Source organism: Lysobacter sp. Root494 (assembly GCF_001427225.1).
Taxonomy (GTDB): Bacteria; Pseudomonadota; Gammaproteobacteria; order Xanthomonadales; family Xanthomonadaceae; genus Agrilutibacter.
In genome coordinates this window covers 252,386-269,076 of record NZ_LMFH01000005.1, presented here as the reverse complement: position 1 = coordinate 269,076, position 16,691 = coordinate 252,386, and the positions used below count along the sequence as shown (strand labels likewise).

At 57.1% G+C, this 16,691-nt stretch carries 17 protein-coding genes; all 17 read left to right on the top strand.

The annotated features are described in order from the left end of the window. The first annotated feature begins 257 nt into the window (after positions 1-257). The 17 genes from ASD14_RS15955 to ASD14_RS04475 all read left to right on the top strand — a co-directional run bounded on the left by ASD14_RS15955 (position 258) and on the right by ASD14_RS04475 (position 16,452). A complete protein-coding gene (locus tag ASD14_RS15955) occupies positions 258-611 on the top strand; it encodes a hypothetical protein (protein WP_157475087.1) in 354 nt (117 codons plus the stop codon). A 1,020-nt stretch (positions 612-1,631) separates the two neighbouring features. Further along, positions 1,632-1,964 carry a hypothetical protein gene (locus tag ASD14_RS04570; protein WP_056129702.1) on the top strand — a complete coding sequence of 111 codons (333 nt, stop codon included), beginning with the start codon at positions 1,632-1,634 and terminating at the stop codon, positions 1,962-1,964. Between the two features lie 91 nt (positions 1,965-2,055). Beyond that, a complete protein-coding gene (locus tag ASD14_RS04565; protein WP_157475085.1) occupies positions 2,056-2,502 on the top strand; it encodes a DoxX family protein in 447 nt (148 codons plus the stop codon). Positions 2,503-2,520: 18 nt separating this feature from the next. After that, the gene (locus ASD14_RS04560; protein ID WP_056129695.1) at positions 2,521-2,862 is read left to right on the top strand and encodes a hypothetical protein; all 342 of its coding nucleotides are present in this window, start codon (positions 2,521-2,523) and stop codon (positions 2,860-2,862) included. A 64-nt stretch (positions 2,863-2,926) separates the two neighbouring features. Continuing rightward, the gene (locus ASD14_RS04555) at positions 2,927-3,316 is read left to right on the top strand and encodes a hypothetical protein (protein WP_056129692.1); all 390 of its coding nucleotides are present in this window, start codon (positions 2,927-2,929) and stop codon (positions 3,314-3,316) included. Between the two features lie 929 nt (positions 3,317-4,245). Beyond that, the coding region (locus ASD14_RS04550; protein WP_235565310.1) for a hypothetical protein at positions 4,246-4,764 on the top strand (519 nt) is incomplete at its 5' end. A 475-nt stretch (positions 4,765-5,239) separates the two neighbouring features. Further along, on the top strand, positions 5,240-5,668 hold the full coding sequence (locus tag ASD14_RS04540) for a VOC family protein (RefSeq protein WP_056129680.1): 429 nt from the start codon (positions 5,240-5,242) through the stop codon (positions 5,666-5,668). A 482-nt stretch (positions 5,669-6,150) separates the two neighbouring features. Next, entirely contained in the window at positions 6,151-6,405 is a 255-nt protein-coding gene (locus ASD14_RS04535) for a hypothetical protein (RefSeq protein WP_056129672.1), read from the top strand. Positions 6,406-6,503: 98 nt separating this feature from the next. Then, the gene (locus tag ASD14_RS04530; RefSeq protein WP_056129671.1) at positions 6,504-6,986 is read left to right on the top strand and encodes a hypothetical protein; all 483 of its coding nucleotides are present in this window, start codon (positions 6,504-6,506) and stop codon (positions 6,984-6,986) included. 793 nt (positions 6,987-7,779) lie between these two features. After that, positions 7,780-8,322 (top strand): hypothetical protein, encoded by a 543-nt coding sequence (locus ASD14_RS04520; RefSeq protein ID WP_157475083.1) that lies wholly within the window; start codon positions 7,780-7,782, stop codon positions 8,320-8,322. A 60-nt stretch (positions 8,323-8,382) separates the two neighbouring features. Next, positions 8,383-8,730 (top strand): hypothetical protein, encoded by a 348-nt coding sequence (locus ASD14_RS04515; RefSeq protein ID WP_056129665.1) that lies wholly within the window; start codon positions 8,383-8,385, stop codon positions 8,728-8,730. A 61-nt stretch (positions 8,731-8,791) separates the two neighbouring features. Further along, positions 8,792-9,235, top strand: a complete 444-nt coding sequence (locus ASD14_RS15950) for a hypothetical protein (protein ID WP_157475081.1) — start codon at positions 8,792-8,794, stop codon at positions 9,233-9,235. 2,098 nt (positions 9,236-11,333) lie between these two features. Continuing rightward, entirely contained in the window at positions 11,334-11,666 is a 333-nt protein-coding gene (locus ASD14_RS04505) for a low molecular weight protein tyrosine phosphatase family protein (RefSeq protein ID WP_056129662.1), read from the top strand. Between the two features lie 445 nt (positions 11,667-12,111). Then, positions 12,112-12,627, top strand: a complete 516-nt coding sequence (locus tag ASD14_RS15660) for an ankyrin repeat domain-containing protein (RefSeq protein WP_162247672.1) — start codon at positions 12,112-12,114, stop codon at positions 12,625-12,627. Positions 12,628-13,148: 521 nt separating this feature from the next. Next, positions 13,149-13,607: a hypothetical protein gene (locus ASD14_RS04490; protein ID WP_056129655.1), complete on the top strand. Its 459-nt coding sequence runs from the start codon at positions 13,149-13,151 to the stop codon at positions 13,605-13,607. Positions 13,608-14,427: 820 nt separating this feature from the next. Further along, the gene (locus ASD14_RS04480; protein WP_056129640.1) at positions 14,428-14,832 is read left to right on the top strand and encodes a hypothetical protein; all 405 of its coding nucleotides are present in this window, start codon (positions 14,428-14,430) and stop codon (positions 14,830-14,832) included. Positions 14,833-16,041: 1,209 nt separating this feature from the next. Continuing rightward, a complete protein-coding gene (locus tag ASD14_RS04475) occupies positions 16,042-16,452 on the top strand; it encodes a VOC family protein (RefSeq protein WP_157475077.1) in 411 nt (136 codons plus the stop codon). Positions 16,453-16,691 lie beyond the last annotated feature (239 nt).

Genomic DNA, 16,691 nt, shown 5'->3' with positions numbered 1-16,691 from the left:
CTCTCGATTAGTGCCCGACGGCTCCCGTATCTGCAACCCGACGCGCATTACCGCGGATCTGGCCGAATAAAACATATGTCCCCATCCTGTCAGATATGCACGGGCACTCTGCGCCGTGCTCCTGAGCACATCCATCGGATAAGTGATTGATTGTGGGTAGGAACTTTCCTTGACACCGGAGTTTGCGGCGCATGAATATCCCGTCCGTATCCCCGCTTTTGGGGTCTACTAAGCGTTAGCCCTCTTATGGAGTTGCGATGAATCTGCAAGATTTCATTACTGAAACTCTCGCTCAGATTGTTCAGGGTGTGAAAGCAGCCCAAGAGCTCGCGCTTCAAGAAGGAGCTGAGGTCAATCCTCGGCTTACCGGCGGACCGTCAATAAATTCCGCGCACGGCTTCATCGCGAGCGCCGGAGGCAACACGGCGCAAGTCGTGAGTTTTGATGTTGCTCTGACCGTCAAAGAAGGTTCCGGCACCAAAGGCGGTATTGGCGTCTTTGCTGGAGCCGTTAGTCTGGGAACGTCTGGCCAATCCAGCGCCGAGAACTCCTCAATCAGTCACGTCAAATTTAGTGTTCCTCTAGCGCTGCCTACCAGGTCAGAGGGCTAACAATTCATTCAAGCCGAAGCCGCTTCGCGGCTCGGCTTAATTCAGGCGTTAGGTGCCATGAAACCTTCATCTCGTATGACGATCTCCCTTGCCATGTTCCTCTTAGCCGGCTGCAGCGATCAGGAGGATTGGCCAGAGTCCGTGCAACTTCTTGTATCGGAGTGCTCCATGTCTTTCCGTGAGGTCTCCGATAGCGGAAAAGTATCTAGTAGGCCGTTTATCCGGCCAGAGCATGTGGTCCGGCTAGACCTTGCCCCGAAGCTCCCGGCTGAAGATTCCCCGTCTGTACTAGTTACCCTCACGCCCCAGGGGGAAAAGCGAATGCTTAGTTACACCCAAGATGACACTGGTCGAGAGCTCTCTGCGTTTTGCGGAGACACAGAAGTGTCTCGATCCACAGTTCTGGAGCCGTTCGGCAACCATTTCATGGTGGTCTTGCACACACCGAGTGGCACCTAACAATTCATTCAAGCCGAAGCCGCTTCGCGGCTCGGCTTAATTCAGGCGTTAGGGCTCACATGGAAGGTTCGTTCATCATCCCAACCAAAACGGATCGAGCAATCGCGCTCCTAAAGCTTGCGGTACCGCTTCTGTGTGTCGGTCTGATCGTGGCCTGGGCTCACGCGTACCGCGCATTTGTGGCGCCGTTGTGTGGTTGCGATACGCTTCCTGGCATTCGCGCGAACGTGCTGACGGCAAGCCTTCTGTTGTTGGCCCTCGCTTTTGGTCCGTACCGGAATGGCATACGCATTTTGCGCTCCGGCCAATACCCTCCCCCCGGCACATCTGTACTCTTCACGCGCCAAGTTCAAACCGGCTGGCGTGCCACTATCCAGGCCATTTCAGCCTTTGCGATCTCACTCGGAGTCCTTGTTTTACTTGGCTTTCTGCTCCGGTACGCAGTCTTCTCGGAGTTCGGCCTGTACCTCGTGGGCATCCGTGGCTGTGAGCCCTAACAATTCATTCAAGCCGAAGCCGCTTCGCGGCTCGGCTTAATTCAGGCGTTAGGCCACTCGCCATATGTCCCGCAACTTGAAAGTTCTCATAAGCGGCGTCGTTCTTGCGCTTCACGTTGAGCCAGCCCTTGCCAGTGGCGACATGACGGTCCTTTTGATTCCGGCCGGCTGGACGCTGCTCAGTTTGGCATTCCTGTCTTTCCTTCATCGATGGCCAACTTGGCGTCAAAAGCTGGGCCTGTCCGCCTGCTTCTTCGGTGTCATGGCCGTTGACTTGCTTGCAACTGCTCAAGTTCCCTACGCAGCCAATCGCTTTTGGGTCGTGCCAGTGTCGCTGGCATTGCCGCTCTTAGCGTGGGCGGCCGGTTCTTTGCTCCTCAAGTCCAGGTTCCGCTAGAGTGGCCTAACAATTCATTCAAGCCGAAGCCGCTTCGCGGCTCGGCTTAATTCAGGCGTTAGGCCGCAGTGAGAGATAAGGGGAAACTGTGATGCCAAAAGTCCAGCTAGTCCGTCGCGGCCACGTTCCCATTGACGTCGTAAAACTCGTCGTTTGCGCAATCATGTTCACCCACGGAATCCATCGCTATCTGTACGGCGAACTCCCTGGGCTCGCCGACGCATTGCAGCACTTCGGGTTTCCGATACCGTTGGTGCTGGCGCACCTCATCAACTTGGCCGAGACTGGCGGCGTTTTGCTCATCGCACTCGGCCTGTTCGTCCGCATCATGTGCGCCGTTATGGTGATCATCTTTGCCACCGGCATTGCGCTCATACACTGGCAGCTCGGCTTTTTTATCCTTGGCCCCGGCGAAGGTGGTTGGGAGTTCAGCGCTCTACTGATCACGTGCTTCACAGCCGTGGCAATGGATTACGGGCTGAGCAGCCTGCGGCCTAACAATTCATTCAAGCCGAAGCCGCTTCGCGGCTCGGCTTAATTCTGGCGTTAGGCTGCTATGCAAGATTCGTTCTTTTTGATGGTTTACGCTTTTGGCTTTGTGGGGCTGGCAGCCATTTCGCTAATCCCTCTTCGCTCCTGGATGCTTCTGCGCCGCTTCCTCGGCCACCGCTCATGGGCACTTTCTTTGCTCATCGGCGTTCTAGTGGGTCTGACGCTTGTCTTTGAGGCAAAGATCGTATTTCGCGTATTCCACTGCCTTATAGGTGAGTATTGCGGCCCAAGCATCGCGCACGGCTGGATTTTGCTGGCCATGCTCGGTGCCGCGTATTTTGCATTTGAGGCTGCAGTTGGCCTTGTATCCATGGCTGTGCGTTTTGCTTCTCGGCGCGCAGCCTAACAATTCATTCAAGCCGAAGCCGCTTCGCGGCTCGGCTTAATTCAGGCGTTAGGTGCCTTACCGAATGTCCGCGCCCATCATCAAGCATGACGTTCCAAAGCATCCGGACGATGATCCGGATCACCCAATTCCGTCCCTCGCGGTTCTGGATGTGGCGGCAATTCTTAAGAGTGGCGGCGCAGACCTCACCATTGTCATCGCCTCCCCGCTGGCTGCAGATGAGCGTTCTCTGACACGGTTGCTAGACAAGATCCAAGGCTACTTGGGTCACATTCAATCGCCGGAGTTTCAACAGGAGGCTGGCGCCCCAAATCCTGGCAACACCACCATCAAGGTTTTGATTCACCCAGATTCATCTTCGGAGGCATTTGACCTCCTTGAGCGCTCCAAAGACTGGGTGCTTGTCAATCAGGCAACTCTCAAGATCGAGCTCCTTGATCTTGCAGTTCACTGACGCGGCACCTAACAATTCATTCAAGCCGAAGCCGCTTCGCGGCTCGGCTTAATTCAGGCGTTATGCGGCACCGGGTTGAGCATCTTCGCGGCGTGTTCCTTCGGCCGCTCCGCGGCAGCGTGCAGCATCGGCTCCGGACAGCGCTCCCGATTGTTTTTTCGATCGGACAGTCCACCACTTCGCCCTCGACGTTGGGCTCCAGGTGCTCTGGCTTGCGGCGGCTTCGGTTACACCACGCACCAAGGCTTCTCGCCAAAAGCCACTGGGACAAGTGATAGTGTTTGGCAATCGGGCGGTTCGCGGTCGCTTCGGCATCAGGTTTGGCAACCTGCTGTCACGGCCGGTCCCGCATAACAAGTCATTCAAGCCGAAGTTGCTTCGCAACTCGGCTTAATTCCGGCGTTAGGCCGCTAAGATCAAAAGCGTCAAAGTGGTTTCCCGCGAGTGCCAGCACTGCGACCTTCGTCCAGGATTCCTTCGTTTGGCTTTCCGGCGACGCGCGTTGAGTTCCTCGCGGCCTGCGTCGTCAACATTGGGTATCACGCGGCAGCGTCGGGCGCGTCCCTGTTATCGCGGAGGCGTTAGGCCGCTAAGATCAAAAGCGTCAAAGTGGTTTCCCGCGAGTGCCAGCACTGCGACCTTCGTCCAGGATTCCTTCGTTTGGCTTTCCGGCGACGCGCGTTGAGTTCCTCGCGGCCTGCGTCGTCAACATTGGGYATCACGCGGCAGCRTCGGGCGCGTCCCTGTTATCGCGGCTTCGGTTCTAAAAGCGGGTCTGTCGGCCGTTGTTTTCCTCAGCTAGAGTGGCGGCCTAACAATTCGTTCAAGCCGAACCCGCTTCGCGGCTTCGTCTTGAACTCCTCGCAAACTGTTGCCGCCTCGCACACCGGTTCTTCCCGCAGCGGGTCGGCTTAACTCAGGCGTTAGGNGAACCCGCTTCGCGGCTTCGTCTTGAACTCCTCGCAAACTGTTGCCGCCTCGCACACCGGTTCTTCCCGCAGCGGGTCGGCTTAACTCAGGCGTTAGGGCTCAATGGGGAGAGCTTCGTGACCGTCCACATCACCTGCAAGACTGATCGCTTTAATCTGTCGGTTGTCGGGCCTGATTTCATCAACGATTGTTGCTTCGGCGAGGACTTTTCAAATTGGCTTGTATCAGCGCTGTCGGACGGCGGCGTCAAAGCGGACGTAATCTGCATGGAGGATTACGGCTGGGCCAATCACGCCGAGTACGCTGGCAACTCGTACCTCATGAGCGTGGCCTCAACCCCCGATGAAGATCCGGCCAGGCCAAACTTTGGTGAGTGGCATGTCTTACTTGAGCGCAATCGCACCTTTATGCAAAAGCTCCTTGGTCAGAACAAGGGCTCCTCCTCCGACCCAATAGTTGGCAAGGTCGTTGGAGCGCTGCAGGGCGCCGGCTTTGCTGACGTCCGGGTTGAGCCCTAACAATTCATTCAAGCCGAAGCCGCTTCGCGGCTCGGCTTAATTCAGGCGTTAGGCCTCATGAGCAGACATTACGAGAAGTCCAAGCCGCTATCGGACACGTTGCTAGTGGCTGGTAGGATTCTTTTTGGCTGCCTTGCCGTTGTGTTCTTCTTGCTTTGCGCGCTCTCGATAACCAGCCAGGTTCTGCGACCAGACGATGATTCATGGTTCTTTCTGGCCATCTCCGCCATCCCACTTCTTGTGCTGGGTCTCATTTGCCTCACTGCTTATAGGTCCGCTGTTCGCGGGTCGCTAAGCTTCTACTGGCTTGCGGCCGGAGCTGTTAGCTTCGCGCTCGCCGCTTGTGGCTTCATTGGGTGGTTGTTCATTGGCTTTACCCCCGGATGAGGCCTAACAATTCATTCAAGCCGAAGCCGCTTCGCGGCTCGGCTTAATTCAGGCGTTAGCTACCACTGGAAAGTCTGCTGGCACTCACATGATCAACGCACACGAGCAATCTGAAGGCCGCCTATTCCTGCAGCTTTACTGCCATGACCAAGAGCAGATGGCTCAGTTCTATGAAAGCGTCCTTCCCTTCGCTCGCGTATCTGATTACATCCATGGCACGGGCGGTGGTGGTGAGGGGTACCGTCACCTAGTCTTGGCTAGAAAAGATAACGGTGGCGCTCAAATTCATCTGATTCATGCCAAGAGCTGGGAGGAAAAGGCCTTGATTGGCAATCTGCACTTCTGCGTCAGCGTCCGCAGGCCTCTGCAAATCAGAGAGTTCATTGAGTGGCGTGGGCTCAACGTGGTCGCCTATCATGAGGCGCCATGGCAGGAGACTCTGGTATTTCAAGACCCTGCGGGCAACACCGTCAGCGCTGTGGCTTTCGCCCCTGAGGTAGTTGGCTGTGGTAGCTAACAATTCATTCAAGCCGAAGCCGCTTCGCGGCTCGACTTAATTCAGGCGTTATGCGCGGTGGGGACAGGCTGGTTTGTGTTCTCGCAAACCCGTTCGCATCGCAAACGGCAAAAGCCCACGTCGGCAACTACTCGCTGCGCCGCCGCATCCACATAGCCTTTCGTCCTCCGGCTGCGGCGCCTCGCCTTCGGCTGGTCGAGCTCGCCCGATCCCTGCCMTGGCTTACGTGGGGTGATTCCCGTGTACCGATTCTTCCGCGCTAAGATCGCTTCAGCGGCAGCGCTTCACCGGCTCTCCGGGCTGCATAACAATTCATTCAAGCCGAAGCCGCTTCGCGGCTCGGCTTAATTCAGGCGTTAGGCCGCNAGATCGCTTCAGCGGCAGCGCTTCACCGGCTCTCCGGGCTGCATAACAATTCATTCAAGCCGAAGCCGCTTCGCGGCTCGGCTTAATTCAGGCGTTAGGCCGCTAAGGGAGTGTGCGTGAGCTACAGAATCGAGCATGACGATTCAAAGCGGGAATCTTTTGCCGAGTACAAGTACCGGATCTACCGGGGTGATCGTCTCATTGCCTGCTATTGGCATGACTACCGCGGCGACGAGCACGGCATCGAGTTTCTCAATGGCCGCAAAGAACCTTGGCCAGTTGGGCGCATGATTGACTTCCTTGAGGGTGACGGCCGGCATCCGTTGCTGAGCCAGAGAGCAGTCGCCTATCTTGAGAGTAACCAGGGTTAGCGCATGCACTTCACTGGCGCGCGGCCTAACAATTCATTCAAGCCGAAGCCGCTTCGCGGCTCGGCTTAACTCAGGCGTTAGGCCGCAATGGAGAGGTCATGATGCTGTCCGACAAGACCATCAAGAACATCGCTGTTTGGTTTCTAGTACTGATTGGCGGCGGCCTGCTGACCGGGTGGGCCTATGCAGTTAAGACGTCCTGGCAAAATGAGGAACGCCTTGCCGAGGTTTCCAGCGATCTCAAGAGCATCAAGCGTTCGCTTATACGCATCTCAATCAAGACAAATCCCAACGACCCAACCGTTGCCACTGACCTTCTGTCCGGCACGGCTGTAGAACAGGGCATCGGCCATTTCAAAGCGGGGGAGTTCCCCGCAGCGTATGCCGCCTGGTCCAGTGCCGCAAAGAGCGGCGATGGAGACGCTGCGTTTGCAATCTTCACCGCGACGGCCGCACTTCAGGAAAAAGCAAGGGATCCTAGCGTCCCGGCGGCAGAGAGAAAAACCGCCGCCGCAGCCATCCTAACGGCGCCTCAGGTTGTAGAGCGGAACGGCAAGTTCGTCCTTAAAGGCGGCAACTAGTGTTGCGGCCTAACAATTCATTCAAGCCGAAGCCGCTTCGCGGCTCGGCTTAATTCTGGCGTTAGGCCCCCTATGAGCGACTCCAACAGGCCGATTGAAAACCTAGACCGCTTTGACGTTGTGGGTGTCCGAAAAGATGGCGGAATTGATGTCGTCCTCTCTTGCTCTGGCCCATTGGACGATTCCGCGGAAACCCTCTGGCTCCTCTGGCAAAAGGTAAGGAACTACCTAGGCGAGATCTCCAGTGAGACTTTTCGCACCACGTATGGTGCAGGGTTAGTTCGCATCCTGATATCGTGCGAGCACGATGTTTCTAGCCCGGCACAGGCGCTGATTGCATCACTAAAGGATGAGGCCGCTAGTCAAGGCGTCGGATTGCAACTGTCTCGGCAGGTGGCCTAACAATTCATTCAAGCCGAAGCCGCTTCGCGGCTCGGCTTAATTCAGGCGTTAGGCTCCAGCCGCCAAGTCTCTAGGTCAAAGAGCAATGCCCTCGCACGTGTTCTTGCTCCGTTTGACACCAATGGCGCGTCTCCAATGATCTCGGGTTGGCCTCGTGTCCCAACGCGGCCCTAACGCGGCTTGCGGTTTCTCGCGTCAGTAAAGAGGGCCTCGCAGGCAATCGCGCCGCGCCCGATTCTCCTGGCACTGGCACCAAAAGCCCGCAGTTGCAGTCACTCGCCCGGTCGGGCATCGTCGCGCCTAACAATTCGTTCAAGCCGAAGCCGCTTCGCGGCTCGGCTTAACTCAAGCGTTAGACCGCCATCATGCTGAGTGGCGACCGAGGGATGCAATGAAACCATCTGAGATTCAAGCGAGCTTTCTTGCCAGCCGAATGCTGATCCTCGCCACTAACCGTGTTAGCGCTTCACTTGACGCATTCTCGGGTTGGCTCGCCGCCGGATTTGCCGCAGCCTTGGCTCTTTTCATAGCCAACCTAGACACTGTTTCAAAGTTTGTCCTGCTCGGAAACATCAAATGTGCCTCAGTCCTGTTTCTTGCTTCCGCGCTTCTCGCCATTGCAGATAAGCTTCTCGCCGCATTCATAGCTGCGGGAACAACGGCAGCGACAGAGGGCGCAGCTCTAGGGAAAGAGATTGCTGCGAGCGGAGTTGAGCTTGATGTCCCCGCATTCTTCTCGCAAGTAGAGCGTGCGCTGTTCTGGCCGCTAAGTGCCTTTGCTCGTCGTTCTTTCGCAAACGCCGAGACAGGTGATTTTGGCGGTCCCGGCCGCATGTACACCAAAGTGGCCCAGGTCCAGGTGCTTATTGTCATCGCCCAAGCTGGGCTGTCATTAGCGGCCGCTATTGTTATTGTCTGCGGCTTGGCGGTCTAACAATTCATTCAAGCCGAAGCCGCTTCGCGGCTCGGCTTAATTCAGGCGTTAGGCCCCGCAATGAACCTTGACGAGTTGGTAGAGAAAATTCGCGCCATATCCGCCGACCCTGAGATACGCGGGGTAGCGAATCAGCTCACTGCCTGGAAAGACAGTTCGGCTACGGCCGACGACCTTGCCATGGCTATGGAGCGTTACATCGGCAACATCTGGATTGGATCCAACCAGGAGCATGACCGGGTCTATGCGCTTTGGTCAGCTTTCCGGCAAGGCTCAATTGAGGTGATTCGCGGCATGACCATGAACGAGAGACTTTATTCGTTTGGCTTGCTAGAGCGGTTCGATGCACTTCAAAGTGATGCTGACAGGCAGGCCTTGTACGCCAAGCTTCACGCGGGCGGGGCCTAACAATTCATTCAAGCCGAAGCCGCTTCGCGGCTCGGCTTAATTCAGGCGTTAGGTGCCATTTGTGACCAAGTCGTTTCTCACAGTAGCAATCTGCCTCGGCGCGCTCGTAGGCTGCACTCAGTCCACCGATCCTGCTCTGCAGAAAGCGCAAGCCGATCTGATTGCTGCATGCCCCTTCTCGATTCACGAAGTGTTCGTCACTGGAAACCCGGCCAAGCGATCCTTCATCGGGCCTGAGCACGTGGCATCGATCACAGCTGCTCCGGAAAACTACCCCGGAGAACAGCGAGCAATTCTAGTCACCCTCACAGCCAAGGGTGAGCAAAAGATGCTTCGCTTTAGCCAGGAGGCCATAGGTGAGTCCGTGGCCTTCTTCTGCGGTGAGACAGAAATGTCTAGGGCAACTATTCTCGCCCCACCGCCAACAACATTAGGGTCGTCATCGCTGTCCCGGATGGCACCTAACAATTCATTCAAGCCGAAGCCGCTTCGCGGCTCGGCTTAATTCAGGCGTTAGGCGCCACGTCATGCATCGAGCCATCTGTGGGATCTTCTGGTTCATTTCAGCCGCGTGGGTTGCGGGATGTGCGTCCGTGACAGGCACCGGACCACACTTGCAAGCCGTCTGGTCGCAGCAATCAACCTGTGTCGGAACATGGGAAAACCTACTGGACGACTGGAAATCCAATGGCGGCGGGATCCGAAGCTCGTTGGACGAGACTCGGCGCCAAATCGCTCAGGACGAGAACTCGCAATTTGCGAAACTCGTACGCGCCACATGGGCCGCCCAAACCACTGTCCACAATAAGCTAGAGCTTGGTCAGTGGCCCCTTCCAGATAACACTTATCGCTCCGTTGTGGTTGCCGTCCATGCAAAGGGACTGGTCCCGCGCGACTGCGAGGTTCCAATGTACCTAGATAACTGGCTATTTCGGGAGATTGGGTTGGGTGGGCGGAGGCTTAGCGACATGCCATCTGACCTAGACGCCATAGATGCCACATCCGCGAATCGCTGGCTCTTTTACTGGCTGTTCGTACGCGTTGACGGTTAGCTGCTAGGTATCTAGGGTGGCGCCTAACAATTCATTCAAGCCGAAGCCGCTTCGCGGCTCGGCTTAATTCAGGCGTTAGGCCGCGGATGATGCTCATGGATGCTCAAAGTACAAAACAGGTCACCCCACCACGGCGTCGCCCGTTTGTTTCTGCCTTGCTTCTAGGGTTCGTTACAACCGCGATCACCTACGGAGCTGCGCTAGCTTGCGCCGCTGCTCAACTGCATTCCGCAGTCGTCATTCTCGCTTGGCCAACCTTTGCACTTACCAGCTTGCTTCCTCCCGGCGCCCCGGTCACATCGGATTCGCCGGAGAATCCTTGGCCTCTCTTAGCTTCAATAGCTCTTGCCTGGCTCGTATATTCGTCCTTGTGGTACTTCTGGCTCGGGCGTCGGCGTTACATGGCCGCGGCCTAACAATTCATTCAAGCCGAACCCGCTTCGCGGGTCGGCTTAATTCAGGCGTTAGGCCGCTGGGAAAGCCGTTGAGTGTTTTAGCCTCACGCTTGAGGCTCTGAGCTTCAACCCTCGACGCTTTTTGCCTCAGCCGTGACCCTTCCAGCCTCACGCTTGAGGCACTAGGCGTTAGGCCGCTGGGAAAGCCGTTGAGTGTTTTAGCCTCACGCTTGAGGCTCTGAGCTTCAACCCTCGACGCTTTTTGCCTCAGCCGTGACCCTTCCAGCCTCACGCTTGAGGCACTGCAACCTCAACGTCGACTCTTTTTGCCTCAGGCGTCAGTTCGTGCGCCTCAACGTCCCGCCTTTTTGCCTCGCACCTTGAGGCTCTGGGACTCATCGCTGATGCTTTCGGCCTCGCGGGCCAGGCTCTGTAGCCTCATCGGTCAGGCTCAGGCACTCAACACCCGCACTGAGGGACGCTATGCTGATTCCAGGCAGGTCGCAGCACTGGGGCTTGGGGTCTTTGGGCACGCGGCCTAACAATTCATTCAAGCCGAAGCCGCTTCGCGGCTCGGCTTAATTCAGGCGTTAGGCNAGGTCGCAGCACTGGGGCTTGGGGTCTTTGGGCACGCGGCCTAACAATTCATTCAAGCCGAAGCCGCTTCGCGGCTCGGCTTAATTCAGGCGTTAGGCCGCTAGAAGCCTCAGCTTTGCCAAGCGGCCTTTTTGCGGACGCCACTCTCCTCGCCCACCGATTTTTTGCGGTTTCGCAGCTACAACTTGTCGTGCTTCAAGTCGTGCCGGCCCTGGCTCGCAATAGCGCACGATTGGCACGTGGCCACGGGCTGACGGCTACATCCTGGTGCTGCAAACTGTTTCTCGCTCCACTCTCGGCCGGCGCTCGCTTCAGTCGGTTTCCGGCACGCAAAGACGGCTTCGGCCAATGGCGTCCGTGCGCTCCCGCGCCCGATCGCCCTGGCAATTTGATACCTTGCGTCCTAACAATTCATTCAAGCCGAAGCCGCTTCGCGGCTCGGCTTAATTNGCTTCAGCGGCAGCGCTTCACCGGCTCTCCGGGCTGCATAACAATTCATTCAAGCCGAAGCCGCTTCGCGGCTCGGCTTAATTCAGGCGTTAGGCCGCAGATAACATTCATGGCACGCAAAGTTCTTTTCATCTGTAGCCAGAACCGGCTCCGGAGTCCCACCGCAGAGCAAATCTTTGCCAACTGGCCCGGCATCGAGACGTCCTCCGCTGGCCTTAACCACGACGCGGAAAATCCGGTCACGCCGGAACTAGTCCAATGGGCAGATATCATCTTTGTCATGGAGCGCGCTCACCGCTCCAAGCTTTCGGCCAAGTTCAAGCCACACCTTGGCAAGGCGCGGGTAATTTGCCTGGAAATTCCAGACGAGTACGAGTTCATGGACCCTGACCTCATTCGCCTTCTCAAGGCCAAGGTCCCGCGCCACTTGCCCTCGCTCTGAGCTGGTCTTAGGCTGCGGCCTAACAATTCATTCAACCCGAAAACCAATCGCTACGCGATTGTTTTCGGGTTAATTCAGGCGTTATGCGGTACTGGGTTCGACACTCTCGCTGCCGTTCCTTCGGTCGGATCTCAGCAGCGTGCAGCGTCGGCTCCGGACAGCGCTCCCGATCTATTCCGCGATCGTCTTGCGTGTCGCTTCGCCCATCGCGCCAATGTTTCCGGCGTCCCAATTGGCGGTCTCTTCGGCCACACCTCGCGCCATGATTTCTCGCCAAAGCCCAGGATCTGCAGCGTGGTACTGTTTTGCCCAACCGCGGGGCAAGGTCGTTGCGGCTTCGGACAAAATCGTCCGGTATCTCGGCCAGTCCCGCATAACAATTCGCTCATGCCGAAGCCGCTTCGCGGCTCGGCAAGCTCTAGCGTTAGACCGCAGAGATAGCTCAATGCACGGCCCCAAAAGCATCCTTGCCCATGCCTTCGACCTGATTGGATCGAACTGCGTTCAAGAAGTGGAAAGCTTGATTGTGTCCAATCCAGACCTAATCAACCAGCCAACCTTCTTTGCAGGCGGCACTTTGCTTCACTATGCGGCAGCTGAGTCAGCTTCAGATATGGTGCACATGCTGCTAGACAATGGCTTCGATGCTAACGCCAGGGGCAAGCACTACGGCGATACGCCGCTCCATGCCGCATGCCGCAACGGGAGACTAGATAACGCCCGTCTGCTGTTGGATCGAGGGGCCATTGTTGATATCCAGCATTCCTATACAAACCCTTTGTTTGGGGCAATTATCGGTAGCTGTCTTCCAATCGTTGCGCTGCTGGTCGATCATGGCATTGACGTAAACGTCCGCTACACGCTTGAAAGCGGCGCTAACGTGGATGCCGTTGAGTTCGCAGAGCTTCGCGGGCAACAGGAATGTGCTGACTTCATCCGGACCGCTTCCAGGCGCAACTAGCTGCGGTCTAACAATTCATTCAAGCCGAAGCCGCTTCGCGGCTCGGCTTAATTCTGGCGTTAGGCCCCATATGCGCAGGCTCGCTCCCGCCGTAACTCTGCTGGCTCTCATAGGTCAGCCTGCTCTCGCCTCACAAACCGTCTGTACGTTTTCGGCCGGCGAGGCATCCCGCTACTACGAGTTAGAGTTTGTCGGCTATGGCGATGCCAGTCCGATAATTGTCTTTAGCTCAACGGAGTTCGGCTCCGGCAAGCGCATTACGCTACATCCAGTGGACTACTCCCTTAAGCAATTCAGCCCCAAGTCCGAGAAGGTCAGCCTGGAATTCCGCAGTCCCAAGAACACAACTCAGCCGCCGTCGTTCAACCTAAATGGCGCTGGCGGTCGCGCTATTCTTTCAATCGGCTCCAGCATCGTTGAGGGAGATCTAAAGTGCGACTGAGTGAATTCCGGCTGGGGCCTAACAATTCATTCAAGCCGAAGCCGCTTCGCGGCTCGGCTTAATTCAGGCGTTAGGCCCCATGAGATACATCTTCTCCACTGCCATTGCTTTCCTGATGGTTGGCGCCGCGTCCGCCGCGGAACCCTCGCTGGTGAGTGACAAGGAGCTTTCGCTCGGTGGCGTCGCTCTCGGCGACACAGAGGCTGCTGTTCTACGCAAGCTCGGACAGCCGCGTCGCATTACGGACACTGGCGACTTCCTCAACATCCGCATGGACTACCCCGGCTTAACCGTATGGCTCGGTGAGGGGCGTCGCGTCGGCGAGGTACTCAGTACTTCCAAACAGCACTGCACCCCGGCCGGTATTTGTCCTGGCATGCCCTTCGTAAAAGCAAAGGCAAAATATGGTCCGCCGCTGGTGGCTGATCGGGAGGATGGCACCTTCATGGAGTATCCGGGTTCTCAGTCGGCCTGCTGGCTGCAGATTGCTGTCAGCAAAGGCAGCATTAAGTCTGTGCGCGCTGAGTGTCAGCCGTGATGGGGCCTAACAATTCATTCAAGCCGAARCCGCTTCGCGGYTCGGCTTAATTCAGGCGTTAGGTGCCATGGGGAAGAAGCCGTTCATTCCGAGAGATAAGCCAAAGTCCTGGGTGATCTTTGTGCTATCGGCTCTCCTTGGCTTGGCGTNTCGGCTTAATTCAGGCGTTAGGTGCCATGGGGAAGAAGCCGTTCATTCCGAGAGATAAGCCAAAGTCCTGGGTGATCTTTGTGCTATCGGCTCTCCTTGGCTTGGCGTTTGGACTGTGCGCATTTGCAGCGGCGTCATATGGCTGGCCCATTGCCAAGTCCATTTTCATCACGGGCTTTGCAGTTTCCTGGGCTCTCGGAGCACTGGCCGGCGTCACTTGCGGCATCGGCATGGCAACCGGGCGATACGGCAATTTGCAAGACAAGCCGTGGCGGAATCAGGTGTGGTAGCAATGGCACCTAACAATTCATTCAAGCCGAAGCCGCTTCGCGGCTCGGCTTAATTCAGGCGTTATGCGCGGTGGGGAAAAGCTGGTTTGTGTTCTCGCAAAACCTGTTCGCATCGCAAACGGCAAAAGCCCGCGTCGGCAACTACTCGCTGCGCCGCCGCATCCACATAGCCTTTCGTCCTCCGGTTGCGGCGCCTTGCCTTCGGTCGGCCGAGCCCGCCCGATCGTTCTCCTGGCTCCATCCGGTGATTCCCGTGCACCGATTCTCCCGCGCTAAGATCGCTTCAGCGGCAGCACTTAACCGGCTCTCCGGGCTGCATAACAATTCATTCAAGCCGAAGCCGCTTCGCGGCTCGGCTTAATTCAGGCGTTAGGCCCGCAATGAAGACTCCGGTAATTGAAATTAGACAGCAAAATCTCTTCGTACTGACGGAGTTCGATGGCGTCTTTGTCGGCACCATCATGCAGACCCGTCACAACATGCTTAACAACAAGACTTGCTATGTCATTGACTCAAACGGAGATCTTTGGTCTTTCGTATTTGCTCACACCAACCATACCGGCATTCGAAGGATTATTAGCGCCCTTTGGAACGTTTCGCGCGACCAATACAGCTACACAAAAGAAGCCAACATTTCCGTTGGACGATTCCGCGAGATCATTGAACCGCACCAAAGGGATCTGGACCCTGATCACAGCGATATGGCTGCAGCCCTGGTTGAGTCCGTTGCTACGTGCGACCCTTCTGATTCGCTACGCAACCATATCCATCTACTCAATCTGTAAAGAGCACATGGCTTGCATGTCCACTGGCGACGGGCCTAACAATTCATTCAAGCCGAAGCCGCTTCGCGGCTCGGCTTAATTCTGGCGTTAGGCCGCTAGAAGCTTCTTGTTTCACCCAGCGGCTTGTTTGCGGACGCCACTCTCCTCGCCTACCGGCTCTTTGCTGTTCTGCAGCCGCCGCCTCTCGTATTTCCAGCGGTGCTGGCCTCGGCTTGCAACGGCGCACGATTGCCAAGTGGGCATCGGCCAACGGCTACCTTTTCGTGCTGCACACCGTTTCTCGCGGCAATTCCGGCCGGCGCTCACCTCACTCGGTTTCCGGCACGCAAAGACGGCTCCGGCCACCAGCGTCCGTGCGCTCCCGCGCCCGATCGCCCTGGCAATTTGATACCTTGCGTCCTAACAATTCATTCAAGCCGAAGCCGCTTCGCGGCTCGGCTTAATTNTCCCGCGCCCGATCGCCCTGGCAATTTGATACCTTGCGTCCTAACAATTCATTCAAGCCGAAGCCGCTTCGCGGCTCGGCTTAATTCAGGCGTTAGGCGTCACTGGAGAGGTCGTCGTGACTTTAAAGACCCCGTTGGACATCGCGAGAGTGACACTGCTTGTCGGCGCACTTCTCGTATTGGCACTCGGACCCCGAACGGCAACCTGGAGCTGGATAGCCTTGCTGGGGATCTGTACCAGCCTCTCCGTAGGATGGGCTCAAGCCAACTTTGGGCCAGCCAGCTCGGCACCGGACAAAGTTGTGCCTTGGACAATGCTAATAGTGGGGTTAGCGTGCATCGTCATACGAGTCTTGGTCGGGTGACGCCTAACAATTCATTCAAGCCGAAGCCGCTTCGCGGCTCGGCTTAATTCAGGCGTTAGGCCGCTCGAGATTCTTCTGCGGTGGCTCTCTCGCGCACTAGCCACTCTCGCCTTCTGGCTTCCGGCTTCTGGCTTCTGTCAGTTTCTCGTGGCGCGTCCTGCGCTTTCCCGGCTTGCGCCCGAAGCTCCAGCAACCAAAGCAAGTCGTTCAACATTCTGTTCCCTGGCAGGCGCACGCGGCTTCCTGCCGCGCGCTCCGGCTGGCCAGGCTCCGGCCACGGGGCGGGCTTGTGGTGCTGCCCATGTCCGGGCAGATTGGCGGCCTAACAATTCATTCAAGCCGAAGCCACTTCGTGGCTCGGCTTAATTCTGGCGTTAGGCCCCGAGAGACAGATCATGATGACCCAAGCCATCTTCCATCTCTCCTTTCCAGTTCGCAGTCTCGTCGCTGCCAAGGATTTCTACTGCCAGCTGCTCGGAGCCACACTCGGCCGGGACAACGGAGAGTGGGCAGACATCCTTTTGTTCGGGCACCAAATTACTTTGCACGAGCGCCCCTCCGAAGTACTTAGTGCCGAGGCACGTGGCGTTCGACACTTTGGGGCCATCTTGCCGTGGGAGCAGTGGCAGGCACTGGGCCTCACACTCGTGGAGCAAGGCTGCTCGTTTGTAATGCAGCCCACGATCGCACATCCCGGAACGGAGAACGAACAAGGCAAGATCCTGCTGTGCGATCCCAGTGATAACCTCATTGAGATCAAGGCCTACCGCAATGCGTCCGCAGCCATCGGTCGCGGGCTCGGGGCCTAACAATTCATTCAAGCCGAAGCCGCTTCGCGGCTCGGCTTAATTCAGGCGTTAGGCCGCTAGAAACTTTAACTTCGTCCAATGGCCTGTTTGCGGTCGCAACTCGCCTACCGATTCTTTGCGGCGTCGCATTCGCGAATTCTCGTGCTCCAAGTCGTACTGGCCTCGGCTCGCGGTGGCGCACCATTGGCACGCGGCAACAGGCTGACGGCAGCGTCATCGTGCTGCCCGCCGTTTCACGC